The sequence below is a fragment of the Bradyrhizobium sp. SZCCHNRI1029 genome (assembly GCF_032487555.1).
In the GTDB taxonomy this organism is placed as follows: Bacteria; Pseudomonadota; Alphaproteobacteria; order Rhizobiales; family Xanthobacteraceae; genus Bradyrhizobium.
This window is the reverse complement of record NZ_JAUEUK010000002.1, coordinates 673,581-696,066: the sequence shown is the minus strand read 5'-3', so window position 1 is coordinate 696,066 and position 22,486 is coordinate 673,581. Positions and strand designations below refer to the sequence as shown.

The following is a 22,486-nucleotide window of genomic DNA, read 5'->3' as shown; positions in this document are numbered from 1 at the left end:
GAAACGCCATGACGACAACATCGGACACCGCCAGACCCAATGCGGGAGGACGCGCGATCGCCGTCCTCATCATGCTGTTCCTGTTCCAGACGCTGAACTTCTTCGACAAGCTGGTATTCGGCCTCTCGGCCGTGCCGATGATGAAGGAGCTGGGCTTGAGCCCCAAGGAGTTCGGGCTGATCGGCAGCAGCTTCTTCCTGCTGTTCTCGCTGTCGGGGATGGCGGTCGGCATGTTCGTCGTCGGCCGCTTCCCGGTGAAATGGCTGCTCCTGATCATGGCCGGCGTCTGGTCGGCGACGCAGATCCCGATCTTCTTCTCCGGCTCGATCGCCGTGCTGGTGATCTGCCGCATCATCCTCGGCGCCGGCGAAGGGCCTGGGCTGCCGACCGCGCTGCACGCCTGCTACAACTGGTTTCCCGCCGACCGGCGCAGCGTGCCGAGCGCCGTGGTGCTGCAGGGCATCAGCGTCGGCCTCTTGGCCGGCGGTCCGATCCTGACCTATGTCATCGTGAGCTATGGCTGGCGCACCGGCTTCCTGTTCTGCGGCCTGCTCGGGCTGGCCTGGATGCTCGGCTGGTTCTTCATCGGCGGCGAAGGACCCTACTCCGCCCATGCGCCGGAGGCTGCGGCGGCCAAGGACAAGGCGTTGCCGGCGCGCGTGCTGTGGGCCGATCCGACCGTGATCGGCGTCATCATCATGTCGACCGCGTCGTACTGGATCGTCGGCATGTCCGCGACCTGGCTGCCGCCCTATCTGCAGCTCGGGCTCGGCTACAAGCAGGTCGATGTCGGCTGGATCATCTCAGGGATCTATCTGTTCCAGTCGCCGCTGCTGCTCGGCGGCTCCTGGCTGACGCAAGTTCTGCAGCGCAAAGGCTTCAGCCTGCGTGCCTGCCTCGGCCACGCCTCCGGTCTCGCGCTGCTCGCCGCCGGCTGCGCACTGCTGCTGAGCATCGTCACCTCGGGCCCGCTGCAGCTCGCCTGTATCGCGATCGCCTTCGCCGCACCGAGCCTCACCACGATCTTCGGCCCCGTCGCGCTCGGCGCCGTGGCGCCGGCGATCCAGCGCGGCCGGCTCATCGTCGTGATCTATTCCGGCAACGCGGCATCCGCGCTGGTGTCGAATGCGCTCACCGGCTGGATCGTCGGCGAGGCCGGCGGCAACGCGCCGCTTGGTTACGCCCACGCCATGACCTTCACCGCCGGCGTGCTGATCGTTGGCGCCATCTCGGCCTTCGCGCTGATCTTCCCGGAGCGCACCATCGCGCGCTTCGCGAAATCGGCGCAAGAACCGGCTTCTCCCTCCGCCGTAGCGGCGGTTTCGACCTGAGGACATCGGATGAGATTTGCAAGCTTCACCATCGACAATGCGCCGACCTGGGGACTGGTCGAGGGCACTGACATCGCCGATCTCGGTGCTATCCTGCGCGACCGCTTCCCGGACCTGAAATCGGCGATCGCAGCGGACGCGCTGAAGGAAGCGGCTGCAGCGGCCTCGGGCGCAAGGCGGTATCCGCTCTCGGCCATCAGCTTCCTGCCGGTGATTCCGAACCCGGACAAGATCCTCTGCATCGGCCTGAACTACGAGACGCACCGCAAGGAGACCGGCCGCTCCGAGGTCGAGAACCCCACGGTGTTCGGCCGCTTCGCCAACAGCCAGACCGGGCATCTCACCGACATCATCCGCCCGCGCGTCTCGACCGATCTCGATTTCGAGGGCGAGCTCGCCATCGTCATCGGCAAGCCCGGCCGCTACATCCCGCGCAGCGAGGCTTGGCAGCACATCGCCGGCTATGCCTGTTACAACGAGGGCAGCGTGCGCGACTTTCAGCGCCACACCCACCAATTCACGCCGGGCAAGAATTTTCCCGCAACCGGCGCGTTCGGCCCGTGGCTGGTCACGCCGGACGAGATCGACGATCTCAGTCCGCTGCGGCTGCAGACCCGACTGAACGGCGAGGTGGTGCAGGACGCCACGATCAGCCAGATGATCTTCGATATCCCACGTCAGATCGAATACTGCTCGTCGTTCACCCGGCTCGAGCCGGGCGACGTGATCGCCACGGGGACGCCGGGCGGCGTGGGGTCGCGCCGAACACCGCCATTGTGGATGAAGCCCGGCGACATCGTCGAGGTCGAGATCGACAAGATCGGACTGTTGCGGAACGGCATCGCCGACGAGGCGGTGTGAGCGCCCCTGATGTTCTTGACCGTCATTCCGAGGCAGCCCGCCAGGGCTGAACCCGGAATCTCGAGATTCCGGGTTCGATGCTTGCGCATCGCCCCGGAATGACAGCCGAACAACAGTGCCTACTCAATGCGCCATCGCCGGCCCGCCGCCGAGCTTGACCTTGCGCAAGGTCAGCGCCAGCGGAATCGCCGACAGCGAGATCAGCATCAGCGCCCAGTAGACGTCGACATAAGCGAGCAGCGACGACTGCATCTGCACGGTCTGGCCGATCCAGGCGAGCGCCTGCTGCTGCGCCTGGACCAGCGAGCTGCCATGCGCGGTGAAGTAATTGGTCACCTGGTGCAGCGTGTCCTGATAGGCCGGATTGGATGGAATCGCATTCTCCACCAGCCGGTTCTGGTGGAACTGCCCTCGATGCGCCAGGATGTTGGCGGCCAGCGACACGCCGATCGAGCCGCCGGTGTTGCGCGCGGCGTTGATCAGCGCCGAGGCCTGGTCGGTCTTCTCAGGCGGAATGCCGTTGTAGGACGCGGTCGTGATCGACAGGAAGATCAGCGGCAGGCCAATTCCGATCAGCATGCGGGATTCGGCGAAGAACCAGAAATCCACATTGGCGTAGACCCGGGTGAGGTCGTACATCGCGAACGCCACGACGGCCGCGCCCGTCATGATCATGTATTTCGGCTGCACCTTGCCCGAGAGGCGTCCGACGACGAACATCATCGCCATCGTGACGAGGCCGCCCGGCGACAGCACGAGGCCGGCCCAGGTGGCGGTGTAGCCGAAATCCTGCTGCACCATCTGCGGCAGCATCTGCGTGGTGCCGAGCAGGATCGCGCCGGTCGCCAGCATCACCAGGAAGCTGGCGCCGAACTGGCGCGACGCCAGCATGCGGACATCGACCGTCGGATTTTTCTGGTTCATCTCCCACGGGATCATGGCGATGAAGGCCGCGACGCAGACCGCGGCGGTCACCATGATGAATCGCGAGTCGAACCAGTCGTCCTCAAGGCCCCGGTCCAGCATCAGTTCGAGCGCGCCGAGAAATGTCGCGACCAGCACGAAGCCGACCACGTCAAAGCCATGCGCCTGCTTGCGCCGCTCGGCCGTGACCTCTTCTGGCTCCTTGAGGATGAGCCCGATCAGGATCATCGCGGCGACGCCGACGGGGCCGTTGATCAGGAAGCACCAGTGCCAGGAGACGTTGTCGGAGAGATAGCCGCCGAGCGTCGGACCGACGACGGGCGCGACCACGACGGCGACGCCGAACAGCGCGAACGCCTGGCCGCGCTTTTCCGGCGGGAAGGAGTCGGCGAGGATCGATTGCGCCACCGGCACCATGCCGCCGCCGCCGAGGCCCTGCATGATCCGGAACAGCAGCAGCACCTGCAGATTCCAGGCGAAGCCGCACAGCACCGAGCTCAAGGTGAACAGGCCGAGGCACAGCAGGAAGAAGGTCTTGCGGCCGAAGCGCTTGGCGAGATAGCTCGAGGCGGTCAGGATGATCGCGTTGGACACGAGATAGGTCGTCACCACCCAGGAGGATTCGTCCTGGCTGACGCCCATGCCGCCGGCGATATAGGGCAGTGCGACGTTGGCGATGGTGGTGTCCAGCACCTCCATGAAGGTCGCGAGCGCCACCAGCACCGCGATGATCCACGGACTGCCTGCGGATCGCGACGCGGCGAGAGGAGCAGCCTCACTCATGGCCGACCTCTCTCACAGCACGGCCTTCAGCCGCTCATAGAGCGACGGCTTGGGATCGACGCGAACGGTCGGCACCACCGACATGCCCGGGCCGAGCGCGACGTCCGTCGGCGGATCGTCCATGTCGATCTTGACCGGCACGCGCTGCACGATCTTGACGTAGTTGCCGGTCGCATTCTGCGGCGGCAGCAGCGAGAACGCCGGGCCCGAGCCGGACTGCACGCTCGCGACATGGCCGCGGATCTCGCGCTCCGGATAGGCATCGATCTCGAGGGTCACGGGCTGGCCGGGCCGCATCTCGTCGAGCTGGGTTTCCTTGAAATTGGCGGTCACCCAGACGTCATCGGGCACGAACATCGAAAGCGCCGTCCCTTGTGCCGCGAACTGACCATCGGCGGCGCTGAGATTGACAATGCGGCCGGACTGCGCCGCGGTCACGGTCGTGTACGACAGATTGAGCTGAGCCTGGTCGCGCTGGGCCTGCGCCTGAGCGAGATTGGCGTCGGCGCTCTCGTGCTGCGCCTTCAGCGACTCCAACTGGCGTTGCGCGACCGAGAGGTTGGCCTGCGCCGAGGTCAGCGCCGCCTTCTGCTGCTGGAGCTGCGATGTGTATTGCTGCTCGCTCTGCACCGTGCCGGAGCCGGTGCGGGCGAGGTCCTGATAGCGCTTGGCCTGCTGCTCTGCGAAGGTCAGCCCGGCCTGGGCCTGCTCGACCTGGGCCTGGCCCGCGGTGATCTGCGCCTGCTGCACGTCGATCTGCGCATCGATGTTGCGGATCGCCGCCTGCGCCGACTTCACCTGAGCATCGGCCTGCGCCAGCGCGGTCTTGTAGTCGCGATCGTCGATGCGCGCGATCACGTCGCCGGCCTTGACGTGCTGGTTGTCGGTGACCGGAACGGCGGTGATGTAGCCGGAGACTTTCGGCGCAATAGAGAACTGGCGGGCCGCGATGAAGGCGTCGTCGGTGGTCTCATAGTGACCGGCCGCATCGTAGTAGACGTAGCCGCCGGCGCCGACCGCGAGCAGCAGCACGAGACCCAGCGCTGCCCCGAGCGGATGCCGCCGGATCAGGCTCCTCCGGGACCTCTCCTGGCGCTGCCCGTGCTCCGTCGGCGGCGGGCCGGGCTCCGCAGCCGGCGCCTTGGCCTCGATCTGCTGCCGAGGCTCGCCGGAGGCATCCCCGCGCCATTGCCGCACGGCCCGATCGCGGGCCGAGACCGCCGGATCGTCGTTGGCCGCCGATGGGACCTCGGCCGATGACAGAGCTTGCTGTGTCATCACGTCTCCTTTAATAGAACGGAACCGTTTCGTTTCTAGAATTGGGGGTGAGGCAGGTGGGACGCAATGGCGAGCCGCGATGCGGACGGCTAAACTTTTCGTCATTGAAGGCCGCCGGCGCGCGTTCCGCTGCGCCTTCACCGCAGTCCGCCGTCAGCAACGTCAACTGCGTTCCGCCGCCGCGGTTGCAGTCTCACGTCATCGCGATGGCTCGATGAACTCGGGCAAATACAACACGCGCACACGGCTGCCGCCGGCGGCGCCGGCACCGCACGTCCGGCCGGCGCGCGGCACCGGCCCCTGACGGCGTTCTCAGCGCGCCGGCTCCGGCCCGGCGAGACGCACGGCGAGAGCCAGCGCGCCGATGACCGGCGGCACGACGAAGCACCAGCTGCCCAGCCGCACGAACAGCAGCGCGGCGGCGCCGCAGCCGAGCGCAAAGGCGAGCACGTTGATGGCCATCTGCATGAGCCGCGCCGGCGGCGACGCCTGGCCCTTGTCGCCGACATAGATCCTGTCGGCGAGGTCGATCATCACCTGCGTGGTGGTGCCGGTCATCAGGGTCGAGGGCGGCGAACTCGGCAGATGGATCCGGTGCACGGCATTCTGGATTGCCATCGCCGCGACCAGCACCATGCCGGTGATGATTGCCTCGCGGCTGTCGCCATTGTGGAACGGGCCGAAATGGATGGCGAGCACGGCGCCGAGGACGAGCAGCACCAGCTTGACGCCGATCAGGATCTCGAAGGCGCGTGACCACCGCCGCGACAGCAACGTGCCGGTCAGCCGCGTCGCGATCACGACCACGCAGAACACCGGCAGCGCCAGCAGCTTGGCTATCGCGCCCGAGGTCCCGAGCGCCAGCGCCGCGCCGAACGTCACGAAGTTGCCGGTAACATGCGCCGTGAACAGGCCCTGCAGCGCCAGGAACCCGGCGGTGTCGACATAGCCGGCATTGACGCTGAGCAGCAGCGGCACCACGTTGCGGGACTCGAATTGCGACATGTCGTCCTACTTTCGTTGCTCAGAGCGCGTATTTCAATTCGATGCCGATGTAGTCGGAGTCATGGCCGCCGGCGCGGCGCAGCGTCTGGCCGATCTCATAGTGCACGGCTTCCAACGCTCCGGTGAGGTTGGCGTTGAAGCGATAGTCGGCGCGCAACTGCGCATAGACGCCGGACCACGAGCTGCCCTGCCCCGCGGTGCCGGCGACCGCGACATTGGGCTGGACGTAGATCGCGTCCGCATCGGTCACGCGCCATTGCAGGCCGATCGCGGCCATGAATGACAGCGCGGCGGTCGGCTTCACCGTCAGCGACGGCTTGAGATGGATCAGGTTGGTGTAGCCGGTGAAGCCGGCCAGCGTGAAGTAATAGCCGTTCGGGAACAGCGGATTGAACGTCTCGACCCTGTTGTCGCCGGGATGGCGGTCGCCGGAGGCGCCGTCGAGCTGAAGGCCGATGCGCGGCTGCCAGGCGAGGTCGGCGAAGGTGTAGCCGGCGCGGGCGCCGGCGCCCCAGGCGCGGATCTGCTTCGCCCCGACCGAGCCCGCCTGCCCCATCGCCTCGAGATCCCAGTCGAAGCCCGCGAGCTTGCCGGCGAAGCGGATGTCCAGCACGTGGCGCTGCTCGAGGCCGGCTGCGTCGAGGAAACGCGCATTGTCGCGCTGATAGTAGGAATAATACGACGACAACTCGTTGGTGCCGAGCACCTGGCGCTCGACGCGGAAGGTGTGGAACAGGAACGATCCGTTCGACGTGTCGTCGAACGGACGCACCAGATTATATTGCACCGGCTGGCTGACGAAGCCGATGAAGCGCCATGGGCCGCTTTCCCAGTCGGCCCACAGCGCATCGAAGGACTGGCGCACGTTCGGTCCGTCGCGCGACGACACGAAGCGCTGCAGGTCGAAGTCGAAATCCTGCCGCCCGACCCGGGCCTTGAACGTGCCGCTGTCCGTCGTATTGACATAGGCGAGGAAGGCGAGCCGGAGGTCGAGCGGGTCCTGGTCGACGGACGTGATCTTGGCCTTGCCGAAGGCACGGTCGTCCTCCAGCTGGACGAACAACTGCCAGTTCTCGTTGAGATGTGCGTCGGCATGGATCTGCAGCCGTTGCAGGACATGCTGATCGGGTCGCGTTCCACCGATGCCGAAGCTCGCGGCATCCAGGCTCTCGAACCGCTCGCGCAGGTTCATGCCGAACGAGACGTAGCTCTGCGGATGGTCCTGCTGCAGCGGGATGTACTTGATCGGATCTGATGGCGCCGTGCGCAGCGCCGGATCGGCCAGCACCGACCAGTCCTCCTGCCAGCGGTTGGTGCGGATCGCCGGACGCGAGGCGTTGTCCTCGGCGAAAGCTGGCGTGGCTGCACACAGCGCGCCGAGCAGCGTACTCGCGACCAGGGTCTTTCTCAGGAGCCACGCCATCCATGACCTCTCAGGAATCGCCGCAGCATCCTACTTCAATGGCGCATGAATCTCCGCGACATAGCCGCCGGGAAACCGCACCACCGCCTGCTCGCGCCTGTCCGAGTTGAACGGCTCGACCAGCACGGTGGCGCCCGCTGCTTTTGCCTTGTCCAGGGTCGCCTTGAGATCAGTCACCTCGTAGCCGGTCGTCTCGCGTCCGAACGGATACGGCAGATGGCCGTCGGTGACGAACACGGTCATGCGGCCGAACACCGATGCGATGCGGATGCGCCGATAGTGATCATTCGGGCGGCCGATCTCGACGCCGGGCGCCTTGGCATCGTCGGAGACAACCTTGCCCTTCGAGAAACGCAGGAAGGCGCGGGTGAAGGCCTCGGCGCGATCGGGCGAGACATAGACGCGGTTGTCCGGAACGGTCTGGAACGCAGTGTAGGACGGCTTGGTCGTGTGCCAGTACAGCTGCATGTTGACGCCGCCCGGCCATTGGATCACGGCATCACGTCCGATCGGATCGGGGAATGGCGCGACCAGCACGTCGGCGCCGGCGGCCTTGGCCGCCTTGATCGCCGCGTCCAGATCGGTGACCAGATAGCCGGTGCGTTCGGCCCCGAACGGATACGGAATTCCGGTCTTGAAGCCGAACAGCGAGACCGTGCCGACTGGCGTCTGCAACAGCTGCGAGGTCGTGCTGCTCGGAGCAGGCGTCACCGTCGCAACCACCTGCTTGGTGCTCTGGCCGCCGAAGGTGGCGAGGAAGCTGGTGGCGAACTTCTCGACGTCGTCCGGCGCGACATAGACATGCGTGGTGTCGTATTGCGCGCCCACGCCGATCAGCGGCGCCGCGTCCTTGGCGAACGCGGGCGCGGCGAGCAGCGTGGTGGCGATGACGGCGCCGAGCAGATGACAGGAACGGACCATGACGACCTCGAATGAGCAGATGTGGATCAAGCGCGGTGCGTGCGCCAGGAGATGATCGAGACGAGCACGAGGCCGGCGATCAGGCCGAGATGCTCGAAGAAGGCGTTCAGCGCCATGAACCGGTCATGGCCGGACATGTGCCAGAAATCATTGGCGGCGAGCATCGCAACGAGCGTGAGCACGCCGAGCGCGCCGGCGCCGAGCCAGACGAACCGGTTCGCGATGACGAGCACCGAGCCGATCAGCTCGACGGCGATCGCGGCCGCCGCCCACAGCGCCGCCGGCTCCAGGCCGAAATGCGCCTGCTCGGCAATCGCGCTCGGGAAGTCCATGAACTTCTGGACGCCGCCGATCAGATAGGCTGAAACCAGCGCGACCCGCGCCGCGTGCCACAGCCAGCGCCAGTCGAGCACCGCGGCGATCGGCCGTGGCGTGTCGGACATCCCCGCCATCTCAGACCGCCCAGCAGGCGCAGCCGAGCGCACCCCAGAAGCTCTTGAGATCGGAGACCGGCAGGCTGGAGGACCATGCCCGCGCGTGGTCATGGCCATGCACGCCGCATGCGCTGGCGCAGCCGCACATCTGCATCGCCTGGGCGCGGACGCCGCCGTGATCGTCCTTCTCCAGCCAGGCGCCGTAGCCGCCGAAGCGGCGCACCGGCGACCACTCCGGCATGGCCGGCGGCGGAGCCGCGTCGTCCAGCGGCTTGAACGCGGCGGCGGCGTAGACGATGCGGCCGCCGACCATGGTGAGGTCGCTGGTGATGTCGGCGATCTCGGCCTCCGCACAGGAGAAGAAGTCGCGATCCGGCACGATCAAATCGGCGAACTGCCCGACCGCAATGCGGCCCTTCCTGCCTTCTTCGTTGGAGAACCAGGTGACGTTCTCGGTCCACATCCTGAGCGCGGTCTCGCGATCGAGGCAGTTGCGCTGCGGATACAGCCGCAGGCCACCGACGGTGCGGCCGGTCACCAGCCACGACAGCGACACCCAGGGGTTATAGGAAGCGACGCGGGTCGCGTCGGTGCCGGCGGAGACCTTGACGCCCTTGTCGAGGATCTTCTTCACCGGCGGCGTCGCCTCGGCCGCGCCGAAGCCGTAGCGCTCGACGAAGTACTCGCCCTGATAGGCCATGCGGTGCTGCACGGCGATGCCGCCGCCGAGCGCCGCGATGCGGTCGATCGATTGGTCCGAGATCGTTTCGGCATGGTCGAAGAACCAGTGCAGACCCTCGAGCGGCGTATCCTGGTTGACTTTCTCGAACACGTCGAGCGCGCGCGAGATGGTCTCGTCATAGGTCGCGTGCAGCCGCCACGGCCACTTGTTCTGGACCAGGATGCGCACGACCTCCTCGAGCTCGCCTTCCATCTCGGCCGGCATGTCCGGCCGCGGTACGCGAAAATCCTCGAAATCGGCGGCAGAGAACACCAGCATCTCGCCGGCGCCGTTGTGGCGGAAATAGTCGTTGCCCTGCTTGTAGGTCGAGCTCTGCGTCCAGCGCAGGAAGTCGTCTCTCTCGCCCTTTGGCTTCTGGGTAAACAGATTGTAGGCGAGCCGGATCGTGAGCTGGCCGTCATCGGCCAGCTTCTGGATCACGGCGTAGTCGTCCGGATAGTTCTGGAAGCCGCCGCCGGCATCGATCGCACCGGTGACGCCGAGCCGGTTCAGCTCGCGCATGAAGTGCCGCGTCGAGTTGAGCTGATAGTCGAACGGCAGCTTTGGACCCTTGGCCAGCGTCGCGTAGAGGATCGCGGCGTTCGGCTGGGCGAGCAGCAGGCCGGTCGGATTGCCCTGTGCGTCACGCGCGATCTCGCCGCCTGGCGGCTGCGGCGTATCCTTGTCGTAGCCGACGGCACGCAGCGCGGCGCCGTTCAGGATGGCGCGGTCGTACAGATGCAGCAGGAACACGGGCGTGTCGGGCGCGACGGCGTTGAGCTCGTCAATCGTCGGCAGCCGCTTCTCGGCGAACTGGTGCTCGGTGAAGCCGCCGACCACGCGCACCCATTGCGGCGGCGGCGTGATCGCGACCTGGGCCTTGAGCATCGCCATCGCGTCCGCGAGCGAGCGCACGCCGTCCCAGCGCAGCTCCATGTTGAAGTTGAGCCCGCCGCGGATGATGTGCAGGTGATTGTCGATCAGCCCCGGCAGCACGCGACGGCCCTTGAGATCGATGATCTTCGTTCGGGGACCGGCGAGCTTCATCACGTCCTGCTCGTGGCCGACCGCGGTGAAGGCGCCGTCCTTGATCGCCACCGCGCTCGCCGTGGGATTGGACCGATCGAGCGTCGTGAACAGGCCGTGATGGAGGATGAGATCGGGGTAATCGCTCATGAGGCCTTCTCATTCTGGGCGGTAGAATTGGTCGTCTCTGCCCGGCCGTGGTGGCCGGGCAGCAGGCCGAAGATGTGCGTGGCGCAGGCCGCCTTCTGCCACGCGGCAGCAAGCGTGGTCCCGTTCAGGAGCTGCTTGCCCACGGGGATCACCTGCTCTCCGACGAGGATGCCGAGCAGGCCGACCAGCGCCACCAATGGCGGCGCCGGCGAGCGGACCTGAAGCAGGCTGTAGATCACGCCGACCAGCAGCCCTGCCCCGAGCGAAAACAGATAGATCTTCATCGTTCGTCCCGGGACTACTTGGCCCCGCCCTCCGAGGCGTGCTCTCCAAGCGCCCATTTGGAGAAGCGGATCTGGATGCCGTAGGGCGAATGCGCCTTCAGGATCTCCATCATGCCGTCATAGGTCTCGGCACGCGCCCAGTCCTGCTGCAGCTCGAAGGCGAACTGGCATGAGGTGATCGGCACCGCGCCGGCCTGCACCGCGCGGTCCATCGCCCTGTTGTGCGCTTCGAGCGACAGGTCGCCGCAGGCATCGGCCGGGATGTAGATCTCATAGCCTTCGCGCAGCATGTCGAGCGTCGGGAACAGCACACAGGCCTCGGTCCAGAGTCCCGCGATGATGAACTTCTTGCGACCGGTGGCAGCGACCTGCTTGCGGAAGCCGGCATCGAGCCAGGAGTTCATCGCCGTGCGGTCGACGATGTCGTGCTCTGGAAACAGCTCGGTCACCTCCGGCATGAAGGGACCGGAGAACGAGTCCTTGGCGACTGTGGTGAGCACGGTCGGAATCTTGAACAGCTTGGCCGCCTTGGCGACGATCTGGATGTTGTTGAACACGCCGAGGCGGTCATGAGACTGCACGCCCTGATACATCGCGGGCTGATAGTCGATCAGCGCCACGGCGCAGTTCTGCGGGGTCAGCATTTCGAGCTTGGACACGAGGTTCTCCTTGAAGGGTCGAATCGATCAGGTGAGAGACGCTCGCGGCGCCAGCGTGGTTGGCGCGAAACGCCGCCACGAGAAGACACCGAAAGCAATGAACAGAGCGAGCGTGACGAGCTGAGCTGCGGCGAACGGCGGCTCGCTCTGCGTCGGCGCCAGGACATTGAGCACGCCGATCTTCTGGAACGACTGCACGATCGCGACGAAGACGTTGAGATAGAGCGAGAGCAGCGCGGTGACGACGTAGACCCGTCGCCACCATCCCGACAGCGCGAACGCATAGAGTGCGGCGCTGGCCGCAATCAACAGCGCGAGCAGGATGATGCCGATGATGCGCGGCGGGTCGAGACCGAACGGCGGCAGCGGAAAGCCGGTCACGCCGGTGAGGAAGGTCGTGACCAGGAACAGCGCCGCCCAGGCCGCCAGATGGCGGCCTGCCAGCATGCCGGCGAGCATGACGAGCCCGGTCGCGATTCCGATCAGGCTCAGCACCACGTGGATCTGAAGAAACAGGGCCGTCGGAATTCCCCAGGTCATGCAAGCCTCCTCTGATCAGCCCTTGATGAAGGTCAGTAGGTCGGCGTTGATGGTCTCGGCTTCCGTGGTCGGCATGCCGTGCGGAAAGCCCTTGTAGGTCTTCAGCACGCCGTTCTTCAGCAGCCTGGCCGACAGCGGCGCGGAATCCGCGTAAGGCACGATCTGGTCGTCCTCGCTGTGCATGACCAGCACCGGCAAGGTGATCTTCTTGAGATCCTCGGTGAAATCGGTCTGCGAGAAGGCGACGACGCCGTCGTAGTGCGCCTTGGCGCTGCCCATCATGCCCTGCCGCCACCAGTTCTGGATCACGGCCTCGGACGGCTTGGCGCCAGGCTTGTTGTAGCCGTAGAACGGCCCAGCGGCGACGTCGCGATAGAATTCCGCGCGGCGCGTGGCGACCTGGGTCTGAAAGTCGTCGAACACCGACTTCGGCAGCCCGCCCGGATTGGCCGCGGTCTGCAGCATCAGCGGCGGCACCGCGGCGATGATGGCAGCCTTGGCCGCGCGGCTCTCGCCATGGCGCGCGAGGTAATGCACCACCTCGCCGCCGCCCGTGGAATGGCCGACATGGATCGCGCGCTTGAGATCGAGATGCGCGGTCAAGGCCGCGAGATCGTCGGCATAGTGGTCCATGTCGTGACCGTCGGCGACCTGGGCCGAACGACCATGGCCGCGGCGATCATGGGCGATGACGCGAAAGCCGTGATTGAGGAAAAACAGCATCTGCGCATCCCAATCATCCGCTGACAGCGGCCAGCCATGGCTGAACACGATCGGCTGGCCGGAGCCCCAATCCTTGTAGTAAATCTCTGTGCCGTCATTGGTTTTCAGAACGGGCATGATTTTCTCCTGCGCGCCAGCCATGCGGTCGCACCAACGAATTTCGTGTCGCGATCGCCAATACCCGGTGCTATGCAATCTCATGTGCATCTGCACAATGACCCGAGGAGGCCAAAGCACTGGCCCCAGAAGGCCAAGGGATGGCTCAGCAGATTCGAACCACATCGTCGTCCTGGATGCGCGGCGTCGCGACGACGCTGAACGAGCAAGGTCTGGATGCGGCCGCGCTGTTCGCCGACGTAGGCCTCTCGATCGACGATCTCGACGATTGCGATCGCCGCTGGCCGACCGAGGCGCTGAGCCGGTTGTGGATGCTGGCGGCCGAGCGTTCGGGCAATCCGGACATCGGGCTGGCAAAGCTCGATGCGCCGCGACCTGACAACTATGGCGTCGCCGGCTATGCCATGATGTCGAGCCCCACGCTGCTCGCCGGGCTGACGCGACTGATCCGCTACATGTGCCTGGTGAGCGACGCGGTGACCATCACGCTCGAGCAGGGCAATGGCGGCCGTTGGGTGCGGACCGACGTGTTCGGCGGTGAATGCCCGATTCCGCGGCAGCGCTATGACTACGGCGTCGTCAATCTGCTCAATCTATGCCGGTGGATGCTGGATCGTCCGCTGACGCCGCTCGCCACGCGTTTCTCGCATGCGGTGCCGCTGTCGATCGCGTGCTACAACAGGGCGTTCCAATCCCCACTCGAATTCGATGCGCCATTCAACGGCTTCCTGGTGTCGGATCAGGATCTCGCCTGCAAGCTGACGACCTCTGCGCCCGAGCTTTCGGCAATCCACGATCGGATCGCCGACGAGGCGCTGGAGCGTCTGGTCAAGGCCGACACTGCGTATCGCGCCCGCGCAGCGATCGTCAGGCTGCTGCCCGACGGCAGCCCGCTGCGCTCGGCCATCGCAGCCGAGCTGGGCTTGAGCGACCGAACCTTCCAGCGCCGGCTGGCGGACGAAGGCCTCTCCTTCAGCGATCTCGTCGACGATGTCAGGCGCGAGCTCGCCCAGCGCCATCTCGCCGATTTCCGCATGACGCTCACCGACATCGGCTATCTGCTCGGCTATGCCGACCAGAGCACCTTCTTCCGCGCATCCAATCGCTGGTTCGGCGAATCACCGGGCGAATACCGCTCGCGGCTGATGGAGGGCGTGCGGCGGGAAGTCGCTGTCGCGCGCGGACCATGATCCGCCGGCGGGAGACGGCTTCAGACGCGTTCTTCAGAACATCCCGTTGGGATTGGCCGACTGCTCGGGAACGGGCTGAACCGAATCCCAATGCTCCTCGATCTTGCCGTCCTTGAGACGGAAGATGTCGACGATGGCGTTGCCGCGTGTGCCGGGCTCGCGGACGGCGTGAACGCGCAGCACGACGAAGTCGCCGTCGACATGCACCTGCGTGATCCTGCTGTGCGACTGTGGGAATTTGGCCTTCAGAAATTCGATGAACTTGCGAAATCCCTCCGGGCCGTCCTCGGCGTTCGGATTGTGCTGGATGTAGGTGCCGAGATATTTCGACGCCGCCTCGAAATCCTTGCGATTGAGGCCCTGCTCATAGAAGTCGAGCACGATCGCCTTGTTGCGCTCCTCCTGGGCCGAATAGGCCCGCTGAGCCAGCACCGGTGTTGCGACCGTGGCGAACAGCACCGCGGCCACCGCGGCGAAACGCGTCATCATTCCGTCATCTCCCCCGGGGCGCAGATATGATGCAGCCGTTGCCCACCCCAGCTATTTCGGCTGTCGCCAGCTAAGCGGACTTCCCACGGGAAGTGACCTCAAAGATGAGTGACCTCAATAATAGCGGTGGAGATGATGCACCGGGCCGTGGCCGTGTCCGACCGTGAAGCGATCGGCAGCCGCGATCGCGCCGGAGATGAAGGCCTTGGCGTTGCCTACGGCCGCCTCGAGGCTCTCCCCCTTCGCCAGCCCTGCGGCCACGGCCGACGACAGCGAACACCCCGTGCCGTGGGTGTTCTTCGTGTCGATGCGCGGCGACGGCAATGGGATGCTGGTTGCTGATGTGATCAGGTAATCGGTGCTGTCAGCGCCCTGCCCGTGGCCGCCCTTGATCAGCACCGCCGGACAGCCGAGCGCGAGCAGCCGGCGGCCTTGCGCCGCGATCGCCTCGTCCGAGGTCGCGACCGGCTCGTCGAGCAGCGCGGCCGCCTCGGGCAGGTTCGGCGTGATCAGCGACGCCCGCGGGATCAGCCCGCGGCGCAGCGCGTCGATCGCATCCTCCGGCAACAGCCGCGCGCCCGAGGTTGCGACCATCACCGGATCGAGCACCACGTGCCGCGGCCGCCAGCGCGCGAGGCTTGCCGCAATGGCGTCGGCAATCGGCGCCTGCGCCACCATGCCGATCTTGACCGCGCCGACCGCGAGGTCATCGAACACCGCATCGATCTGCGCGGCGACGAAATCGGGCGGCACCAGATGCACGCCGGTCACGCCCCTGGTGTTCTGGGCGGTCAGCGCCGTCAGCACCGAGGCGCCATAGACGCCGAGCGCCGCGAAGGTCTTGAGGTCGGCCTGGATACCGGCTCCCCCGGAGGAATCCGAACCGGCGATGGTGAGTGCGACGGGGGTGCTCATGCCCCCTTCCTAGCGCGGGCCGGCCGCGCCCGGCAAGCAGGCCGGCCCACCGGAGAAAGCGTATCGACTTCGTCGGAAAACGCTATATTGAGGCGAAAGATGCCTTCCGGAGACAGCCCGCAATGGTTCCCTTCTTCGTCCAGATCAAGTGCAAGCTTGGCCAGTCCTACACGGTCGCCAATGCGCTGGCGGAAGCCGAGATCGCCTCCGAGATCTACTCGACGGCGGGAAATTACGACCTGCTGGTGAAGTTCTACGTCGACAATGCCACCGACATCGGCCACTTCGTGAATGAGAAGGTCCAGATCCTGCCCGGCATTCAGGACACCCACACCATCATCACGTTCAAGGCCTTCGGCGCCACCTGACGAGGCGCTTTCTCACCCGGCGCGGCCTGCCCGTCGGGCGCCTGCCTCAACACCTGCCTCACGACAAAGGCGCCCGTCGTGACCGACGGGCGCCGAGGTCCTGAAAATGGGTCAAGCATGGTTTCGTCATGAAAGACGGTGGCGGCCGGAGACCGTTGTCCGCCAATTCGCACCAGTGGGCCGGAAAGCCGGACCTTTCGATCGTGAGGGGCAATGGGGGGACCGTCGAACGGCCCGGCTTTCCCTTCGGCAACTTGGCGACAGGCGTTCTATAGCGGGTACGCGGAGCACCGGGTCAAGGCGGGCGGCCGATCCGATACGGTCGATCAAGAAGTTGAGACGAAAACTCAAGAATGACTGCGGCGCCGCGTGAAGAGTGAGATCAAAGCCGTTTCGTCCCTGCTGCCGAGCTACGGCTTTTGCGCCGAGCAGATGGACACCGAGGCGAACATTGCGGCGTGGCGCGAGGCCACGTCGACGTTCTTCGAGGTCGACCAGCTCGCGGCCGGCGAGGCCGCTCCGTTCAGAGCGGACGTGCTGTCCTATGCGCTTGGCTCCGTGCTGCTGGGATCGGCCCGTGCGAGCGGCCAGCGGTTCCGGCGATCGGCCGAAACCGTCGCCCGCAGCGGCGTGGATCACATCATCCTGCAGCTCTACGTGAACGGCAGCTATGAGGGCGTCGCGGGCGCCTCGCCGATCCGGGTCGAGGCCGGCGACCTCTGCGTGCTCGATCTCGCCCAGACACTCGAAACGCGCGCGACACCGTTCGAGAACGTCACGTTGGTGGTGCCGCGTCCGATGTTCGATGCGCGCCTGCTGCAGGTCGACGACCTGCACGGCCTGGTGCTGCCGCGCAGCGGCGCGCTGGCGCCGCTGTTGGCGCGGCATTTCGGCGCGCTGCTCGACTGTGCGCCGCGCATGAGTTTCGACGAGTGCCAGGCCGCGGTCGAGGGCACGATCGCGCTGATCTCGGCGTGCCTGCGCGGCGAGCTCGAACGCCGCGATGCCGACCGCAGCGTGACGCCGGACGCCTCGCTGCTCCGCGTCCGCCAATATATCGAAGCGCGGCTGTCGAGCCCTGAACTCAGCGCCGACGCGGTGGCGCTGCATTTCGGGATGTCTCGCGCGTCGCTCTATCGCCTGTTCGCGCCGATCGGCGGCATCGCCGACTACATCCGCAGCCGCCGCCTGCACCGCGCATTCTTCGATCTCGCCGGGACGGGATCGCGGACGCAGCGCATCAGCGAGGTCGCGCGGCGCTGGCAGCTCGGGACCGATGCGCATTTCACGCGGCTGTTCAAGGCCGCCTACGGCATCACGCCGAGCGCCGCGCGCGAGGCCGCCATGCTGGGCTCGCCACGCCTGCCGGTCGACGCGGACGCCGAAACCGCCTCGCCGCTCAGCCGTTGGATGCGAGGGATAGCAGCGCCCCGGACCGGGGAATGAGCGCGACGACGGCCGCCGAGTGCGGGTCGTCGTCCCCGGATGCGTCGTCCTCAGATGCGTCTTCGGCCGGCTGCGGCTCGTCGGCATCGGACGCAGCGCGCGCGATCTCCAGATGCTGCTCGAGCTGCTCGACCGGCATCGGCCGGCCCAGCAGATAGCCCTGCGCAAAGTTGACGCCGAGCGCGCGAAGTTGCACCAGCTGCTCTTCGGTCTCGACGCCTTCGGCGGTGATCTGGATGCCAAGCCCCCGCGCCAGCGTCACGACCGAGGAGATGACGGCGGCACTTTCGTCGCGCACGCTCAGATTGGCGACGAAGGACTTGTCGATCTTGATCTTGTTGAACGGGAACGCCGTCAGCGAACGCAGCGACGAATAGCCGGTGCCGAAATCGTCGAGCGCCAGCGAGATGCCGAGGCCCTTCAGCCGGTCGATGAAGCTCTCGTTCTCGGCCGCGCGCTCCAGCAGCACCGACTCCGTGATCTCGATCTCGAGACGCTTCGGATCGAGGCCGGACCTCGCGAGCGCCGACTGGATGACGTCGAACAGTTCGGCCTGCTTGAACTGGACGGGCGACAGGTTCACGGCGATCTTGACGTCGTCCGGCCATGCGGTGGCGTCGTCGCAGGCGCGCCCGATGATCCATTCGCCGAGCGGCACGATCAGGCCGGTCGACTCCGCAAGCGGGATGAACTTGTCCGGCGGCACCAGCCCCTTGACCGGATGACGCCAGCGCACCAGCGCCTCGACGCCGCGGCGCTCGCGCGTCTCGGCGTCGTAGAACGGCTGATAGTGCACCTCGAACTGGCACTGCGCGATGGCGTCGCGCAGATCACCCTCGAGCGTGTTGCGCGCCTCGAGCTCGGCCGACATCGCATCGTCATAGAGCGTGTAGCAGCTGCGGCCGGCGGATTTCGAGCGATAGAGCGCGAGGTCGGCCTTCTTGAGCAGGTGCTCCTGGTCGCGGCCGTGCTGGGGCGCGAGCGAGATGCCGATGCTGGTGCCGATCTCGACCCGTTGCCCGCCGAGCTGGAACGGCTCGGCGATCAGCTTGGTGATGCGCTGCGCAAGCTCGATCGCGGCGGCGCGCTGGTCGGCGGATCCGGCCTGGATCAGGGCGAACTCGTCGCCGCCGAGCCGGGCCAGCACGTCCTCGTCGCGCAGCTGCGATCTCAGCCGCTGAGCGACCTGCACCAGCAGTTCGTCGCCGGCGCCATGGCCGAGCGAGTCGTTGACGTTCTTGAAGCGGTCGAGGTCGAGCAGGAAGACGGTGAAGCGGCCGCTCTTCTCGTCGTTGATGCGCTCCATTTCCTCGAGGAAGAAGGCGCGGTTCGCAAGGCCCGTCAGCGCGTCGGTCTGCGCCAGCTCGAGCACGCGGCGATTGGCGAGCGCGAGCTGCAGGGCGTTGCGGCTCGACAGCGCGAGATACACGGCGAGGAAGATCGTCGTCGCCATGCCGGCCGCATACAGCGCCAGCGCGCGGTTGTGGCTCGCCATCAGGCTGCCACCGGCGGGCGCCGCCTGGAACACCCAGTCGGCATCGCCGATGCGCAAGGTCGTCGACCAGATGCTGGGGTCCGCGGGCCAGCGCTGCGGGTCCACGCCGGAGGCGTTGATCACGCGCTCGGGCGGCAGAAGGTTGATCGCGAGCGCCGGGCTGTTGGGATTGTTCGCGCGCACCGACTGCAACAGCGTCGGCAGGTCGAACACGCCGATGATGAAGCCGCTGAGATTGCGGCGGCGGTCGGCGACCGTCGTGCGCGACGTCCCCTTGGCGTAGACGGGGATGCCGATCATCACGGCGTTGTTGCGCTCGTTCTGATTGATCAGGTTCTGACGCGTGCGCAATGCGCCGATCACGTCGTAGTCGCGCGACTGCTCCAGCACGGCGCGATGGTCGGGAATGCTCCAATAATCGAGACCGTAGACCGGCGAGGTCTTCGCCTCGGTGGAGAAGTAGACCGGATAATATTCGTCGCTCTCCGGCGCGACCGTGCCGTCGGGATAGGACTTGATGCGAAAGGCGGGAACACCATCGGTGATCGCCGCCGCCTCGTATTCGCCGCGCTCCTTGCGCTTGATCCGCGGCAGCCACGCCAAGCGCAGCATGCCGCGATGCGCCTCGAACAGGCGCGCGCTGAAGGTCTGGTACTCGCTGCGGGTGATGTCGTCGTTGGCGGATTCGAAGCGGGTGCGCAGCGCGGTCAGCCGGCTGACATATTCGTTGACACCGTTCTGGACCAGGATCGCCTGAGCTTCGGCCACGCCTTCGAAATCTGTCCGCGCCAGCCGGTTTTCCCAGCGTCCCACGGCAACCGTCCCGACGACCGACAGCACGACGCCGACGCATGCCGCGATGATCGCAGGACGATAAAGCCGGTATCGCGATAGCGACGCGCGCAGCCTCTCGCGCCCGCTACCGCTGCGAGCATCATCCTTTTCCTGCAGCGTCGGTGCGCTGTACTCTTCAACCTGCAATATGGCCCCCGCCAAACGGCTGCCCCTCACCACGATGCGGCCGATGCTGGCCGCGGTAAGTTAAGGACGGTCAAAGATGATCCGTCGTGGCGTACCAGAAACCGGGCTTGGTTAACGGCTGACTGTTGAGGGCCGCCCAAAACGCGATCAAGCGCGGGCCACGTCTTTAGCGAGGTCTTCATTCAACACGCCTAGACTGAGTTGTCATCAAGCGTACTCGTGCATCGAAGATCGCAATGAACTGGTTTTCAAGCCTTCGGATCTCCATCGTTCTCGCCCTGATCGCCGGCGTGCTCCCGCCCGGGTCTGCGCGCGCCGACGAGCTCGGCGTCACCAACGACTCCATCATGTTCGGCCAGGTGGCGGCGCTGGAGGGCCCGTCGGCCGCACTGGGCCAGGCGGCGCGCCAGGGATTGCTGGCGGCCTTCAACGAGCTCAACGCCAAGGGCGGCGTCTACGGCCGCAGGCTGAAGCTGGCGAGCCGCAATGACGGCTACGACCCCGATCGCTCGGTGGTCGAGACCATCAAGCTGATCTACGAGGACAAGGTGTTCGCGCTGATCGGCGCCGTCGGCACCCCGACCGCGATGGCCACCGCGCCGATCGCGGCGTCGAACGACGTCCCCTTCATCGGGCCGATCTCGGGCGCCGAATTCCTGCGGGCGCCCGAATTCCAGAACGTCGTGAACATCCGCGCAAGCTACGCGGCCGAGGCCGAAGCCACGATCAAGCATCTCACCGAAGAGCTTCACCTCACCCGCATCGCCATCTTCTATCAGGATGACTCGTTCGGCCGCGACGTGCTGGCCGGCGTGAAGACGCATCTCGATCGCCGCGGCCTCGAGCTCGCGGCCGAAGGCACGTTCGAGCGCAACACGCGCGCGGTCGGCGCGGCGCTCAAGGTCATCCGGCGCGCGGAGCCGGAAGCGGTGATCCTGGTCGGCACCTACGGCCCGTGCGCCGAGTTCATCAAGATGGCGCATCGCAGCGGCTTCAACCCGACGTTCTCGGCGGTGTCCTTTGTCGGCGGCAATGCCCTTGCAAAGGAGCTCGGTCCGGAGGGACGCGGCGTCATCGTCTCCGAGGTGGTCCCGTTTCCGTGGGACACCGACCTCCGCGTCGTCGCCGACTACCAGGCCGCGATGAAGACGCTCGATCCGAGCCAGACGCCGGATTTCATCGGGCTCGAGGGCTACATCACCGGCCGCCTGGTGGCCCGCGCCCTGGCGATGACCGGGCCGAACCCGACCCGCGCCGAGCTGCTCCGCATCATCAACGAGGTCGGCCAGTTCGACATCGGCGGACTGGTGGTCAGCTTCGGCAACGCGCGCAAGGAGAATCCACCGCCGGTATCGCTGACGGTGATCCAGAGCGACGGCAGCTTCAAGCCGATCTGACCTGCGTGCGCGGGCTCGCCGAACTGATCAGCTTGCCGGCTTCTTCGGCTTCGGCGGGCCTTCAACCGGCGGCAGCGATTTCAGATAGACCGCCATCGCCTTGCGATCCTCGGGCGTGAGCTGCGAGGTGTTGCGGATCACCCGCGCCATCGAGCCGCCGGCGCTGTCGCCGTCGGGCAGCTGTCCGGTCTCGAGGAAATAGCTGATGTCGCTCTCGCTCCAGTCCGCCAGGCCCTTCTGGGTGATGTTCGGCACGAAGCCCTGACCTTCGGGATCCGGCCCACCCGCCAGACGCTGCGCCGAAACGATGCCGCCGAGCGCGTTGCGCGGGCTGTGGCACTCGGCGCAATGGCCGAGCGTATTGACCAGATAGGCGCCGCGATTCCACTCCGCCGGGCGCGCGGCGTTGGCGGCAAACGGCCTGTCGTCGAAGAACAGTAGCTTCCAGACCCCAACGGTGCGACGGATGTTGAACGGGAATGGCATGTCGTGCGCGCGCGAGGCGCCGGCGACCGGCGGCAGCGTCTTCATGTAGGCGAAGAGATCGCGGACGTCGTCGATCTTCGCCGCCGCGTAGGAGGGATAGGGAAACGCCGGGTAGTAGTGGCTGCCGTCCGGCGACACGCCCCTCACCACCGCATTGACGAACTCGGCCTCGCTCCAGCGCCCGATACCGTCAGTGGGGTCGGGCGAGATGTTGGGCGCATAGAAGGTGCCGAACGGCGAGCTCAGCGGCAGACCGCCGCCGAGCTTCAGTCGATCCGGCTGGTTCGGCACCGCGTGACAGGACGCGCAGCCACCGATGTTGAACATTTCCTGCCCGTTGGCGAGATCCGGCGCGCGCGTCGCCGCTGCGAGCGTGATCGTCGACGGTTGGGTCAGCCACCAGAACACCGCCAGGCCGGCGGCGCCGAGCACGCAGAGAGCAAGCAGGAGGCGGCGTAGCATGGTGGCTCCGTCACAGCAGGAGGATATCGTCGGCCCGGCGATCATCACCGGAGCTCGGCGGCGCCGTGATACGTCAG

21 protein-coding genes are annotated in these 22,486 nt (G+C 66.3%); 6 read left to right on the top strand and 15 right to left on the bottom strand.

The annotated features are described in order from the left end of the window. Window positions 1–8: 8 nt before the first annotated feature. Together QW861_RS08915 and QW861_RS08910 are read left to right on the top strand one after the other, a co-directional pair. Window positions 9–1,331: an MFS transporter gene (locus tag QW861_RS08915; RefSeq protein WP_316192928.1), complete on the top strand. Its 1,323-nt coding sequence runs from the start codon at window positions 9–11 to the stop codon at window positions 1,329–1,331. 9 nt (window positions 1,332–1,340) lie between these two features. Then, complete coding sequence (locus QW861_RS08910) at window positions 1,341–2,192, top strand: fumarylacetoacetate hydrolase family protein (RefSeq protein ID WP_316192927.1); 852 nt, start codon at window positions 1,341–1,343, stop codon at window positions 2,190–2,192. A 123-nt stretch (window positions 2,193–2,315) separates the two neighbouring features. On the opposite strand, the gene QW861_RS08905 is transcribed toward QW861_RS08910, so the two are convergent. From QW861_RS08905 to QW861_RS08855, 11 genes are all read right to left on the bottom strand, one after another. Next, window positions 2,316–3,899: a DHA2 family efflux MFS transporter permease subunit gene (locus QW861_RS08905; protein ID WP_316192926.1), complete on the bottom strand. Its 1,584-nt coding sequence runs from the start codon at window positions 3,897–3,899 to the stop codon at window positions 2,316–2,318. A gap of 12 nt (window positions 3,900–3,911) precedes the next feature. Continuing rightward, window positions 3,912–5,177 (bottom strand): HlyD family secretion protein, encoded by a 1,266-nt coding sequence (locus QW861_RS08900; protein ID WP_316192925.1) that lies wholly within the window; start codon window positions 5,175–5,177, stop codon window positions 3,912–3,914. A gap of 312 nt (window positions 5,178–5,489) precedes the next feature. Further along, on the bottom strand, window positions 5,490–6,182 hold the full coding sequence (locus tag QW861_RS08895) for a YoaK family protein (protein ID WP_315753197.1): 693 nt from the start codon (window positions 6,180–6,182) through the stop codon (window positions 5,490–5,492). A 19-nt stretch (window positions 6,183–6,201) separates the two neighbouring features. Then, complete coding sequence (locus QW861_RS08890) at window positions 6,202–7,605, bottom strand: alginate export family protein (protein WP_316192924.1); 1,404 nt, start codon at window positions 7,603–7,605, stop codon at window positions 6,202–6,204. A gap of 30 nt (window positions 7,606–7,635) precedes the next feature. Then, complete coding sequence (locus tag QW861_RS08885; protein ID WP_316192923.1) at window positions 7,636–8,526, bottom strand: glyoxalase; 891 nt, start codon at window positions 8,524–8,526, stop codon at window positions 7,636–7,638. A 26-nt stretch (window positions 8,527–8,552) separates the two neighbouring features. Continuing rightward, window positions 8,553–8,978, bottom strand: coding sequence for a DoxX family protein (locus QW861_RS08880; protein WP_315753200.1), 426 nt, complete (start codon window positions 8,976–8,978; stop codon window positions 8,553–8,555). A gap of 1 nt (window position 8,979) precedes the next feature. After that, window positions 8,980–10,857 (bottom strand): amidohydrolase, encoded by a 1,878-nt coding sequence (locus tag QW861_RS08875; RefSeq protein ID WP_315753201.1) that lies wholly within the window; start codon window positions 10,855–10,857, stop codon window positions 8,980–8,982. Next, window positions 10,854–11,141, bottom strand: coding sequence for a XapX domain-containing protein (locus QW861_RS08870; RefSeq protein WP_315738868.1), 288 nt, complete (start codon window positions 11,139–11,141; stop codon window positions 10,854–10,856). Before QW861_RS08870 ends, QW861_RS08875 begins: the two co-directional genes overlap by 4 nt. 14 nt (window positions 11,142–11,155) lie before the next feature. Further along, window positions 11,156–11,800 carry a hydrolase gene (locus tag QW861_RS08865; RefSeq protein ID WP_315712755.1) on the bottom strand — a complete coding sequence of 215 codons (645 nt, stop codon included), beginning with the start codon at window positions 11,798–11,800 and terminating at the stop codon, window positions 11,156–11,158. Window positions 11,801–11,827: 27 nt separating this feature from the next. Continuing rightward, window positions 11,828–12,340, bottom strand: a complete 513-nt coding sequence (locus QW861_RS08860; protein ID WP_315753202.1) for a hypothetical protein — start codon at window positions 12,338–12,340, stop codon at window positions 11,828–11,830. Between the two features lie 15 nt (window positions 12,341–12,355). After that, window positions 12,356–13,180 (bottom strand): alpha/beta hydrolase, encoded by an 825-nt coding sequence (locus QW861_RS08855; RefSeq protein ID WP_315753203.1) that lies wholly within the window; start codon window positions 13,178–13,180, stop codon window positions 12,356–12,358. Window positions 13,181–13,320: 140 nt separating this feature from the next. Here QW861_RS08855 and QW861_RS08850 point away from each other — a divergent pair, with 140 nt between their 5' ends. After that, on the top strand, window positions 13,321–14,370 hold the full coding sequence (locus QW861_RS08850; protein WP_315753204.1) for an AraC family transcriptional regulator: 1,050 nt from the start codon (window positions 13,321–13,323) through the stop codon (window positions 14,368–14,370). A gap of 33 nt (window positions 14,371–14,403) precedes the next feature. Here QW861_RS08850 and QW861_RS08845 read toward each other — a convergent pair whose 3' ends face one another. Together QW861_RS08845 and thiD are read right to left on the bottom strand one after the other, a co-directional pair. Next, the gene (locus tag QW861_RS08845) at window positions 14,404–14,859 is read right to left on the bottom strand and encodes an ester cyclase (RefSeq protein WP_409977945.1); all 456 of its coding nucleotides are present in this window, start codon (window positions 14,857–14,859) and stop codon (window positions 14,404–14,406) included. A gap of 114 nt (window positions 14,860–14,973) precedes the next feature. Next, window positions 14,974–15,774 (bottom strand): bifunctional hydroxymethylpyrimidine kinase/phosphomethylpyrimidine kinase, encoded by an 801-nt coding sequence (gene thiD / locus QW861_RS08840; RefSeq protein WP_315753205.1) that lies wholly within the window; start codon window positions 15,772–15,774, stop codon window positions 14,974–14,976. Between the two features lie 122 nt (window positions 15,775–15,896). On the opposite strand from thiD, the gene QW861_RS08835 reads away from it, so the two are divergent. Together QW861_RS08835 and QW861_RS08830 are read left to right on the top strand one after the other, a co-directional pair. Further along, a complete protein-coding gene (locus QW861_RS08835; RefSeq protein WP_315712762.1) occupies window positions 15,897–16,142 on the top strand; it encodes an Lrp/AsnC ligand binding domain-containing protein in 246 nt (81 codons plus the stop codon). A 381-nt stretch (window positions 16,143–16,523) separates the two neighbouring features. Next, window positions 16,524–17,588 carry a helix-turn-helix domain-containing protein gene (locus QW861_RS08830; RefSeq protein WP_315753295.1) on the top strand — a complete coding sequence of 355 codons (1,065 nt, stop codon included), beginning with the start codon at window positions 16,524–16,526 and terminating at the stop codon, window positions 17,586–17,588. Here the strand turns inward: QW861_RS08830 and QW861_RS08825 are convergent. Beyond that, window positions 17,542–20,064, bottom strand: coding sequence for an EAL domain-containing protein (locus QW861_RS08825; RefSeq protein ID WP_315753206.1), 2,523 nt, complete (start codon window positions 20,062–20,064; stop codon window positions 17,542–17,544). The two genes, QW861_RS08830 and QW861_RS08825, sit on opposite strands and share 47 nt — an antisense overlap. A 236-nt stretch (window positions 20,065–20,300) precedes the next feature. Between QW861_RS08825 and QW861_RS08820 the strand changes: the two genes are divergently transcribed. Next, window positions 20,301–21,461: an ABC transporter substrate-binding protein gene (locus QW861_RS08820; protein WP_315753207.1), complete on the top strand. Its 1,161-nt coding sequence runs from the start codon at window positions 20,301–20,303 to the stop codon at window positions 21,459–21,461. Between the two features lie 27 nt (window positions 21,462–21,488). Here the strand turns inward: QW861_RS08820 and QW861_RS08815 are convergent, their stop codons facing one another. Continuing rightward, window positions 21,489–22,409, bottom strand: coding sequence for a cytochrome c (locus QW861_RS08815; RefSeq protein ID WP_315712767.1), 921 nt, complete (start codon window positions 22,407–22,409; stop codon window positions 21,489–21,491). Between the last annotated feature and the right edge of the window lie 77 nt (window positions 22,410–22,486).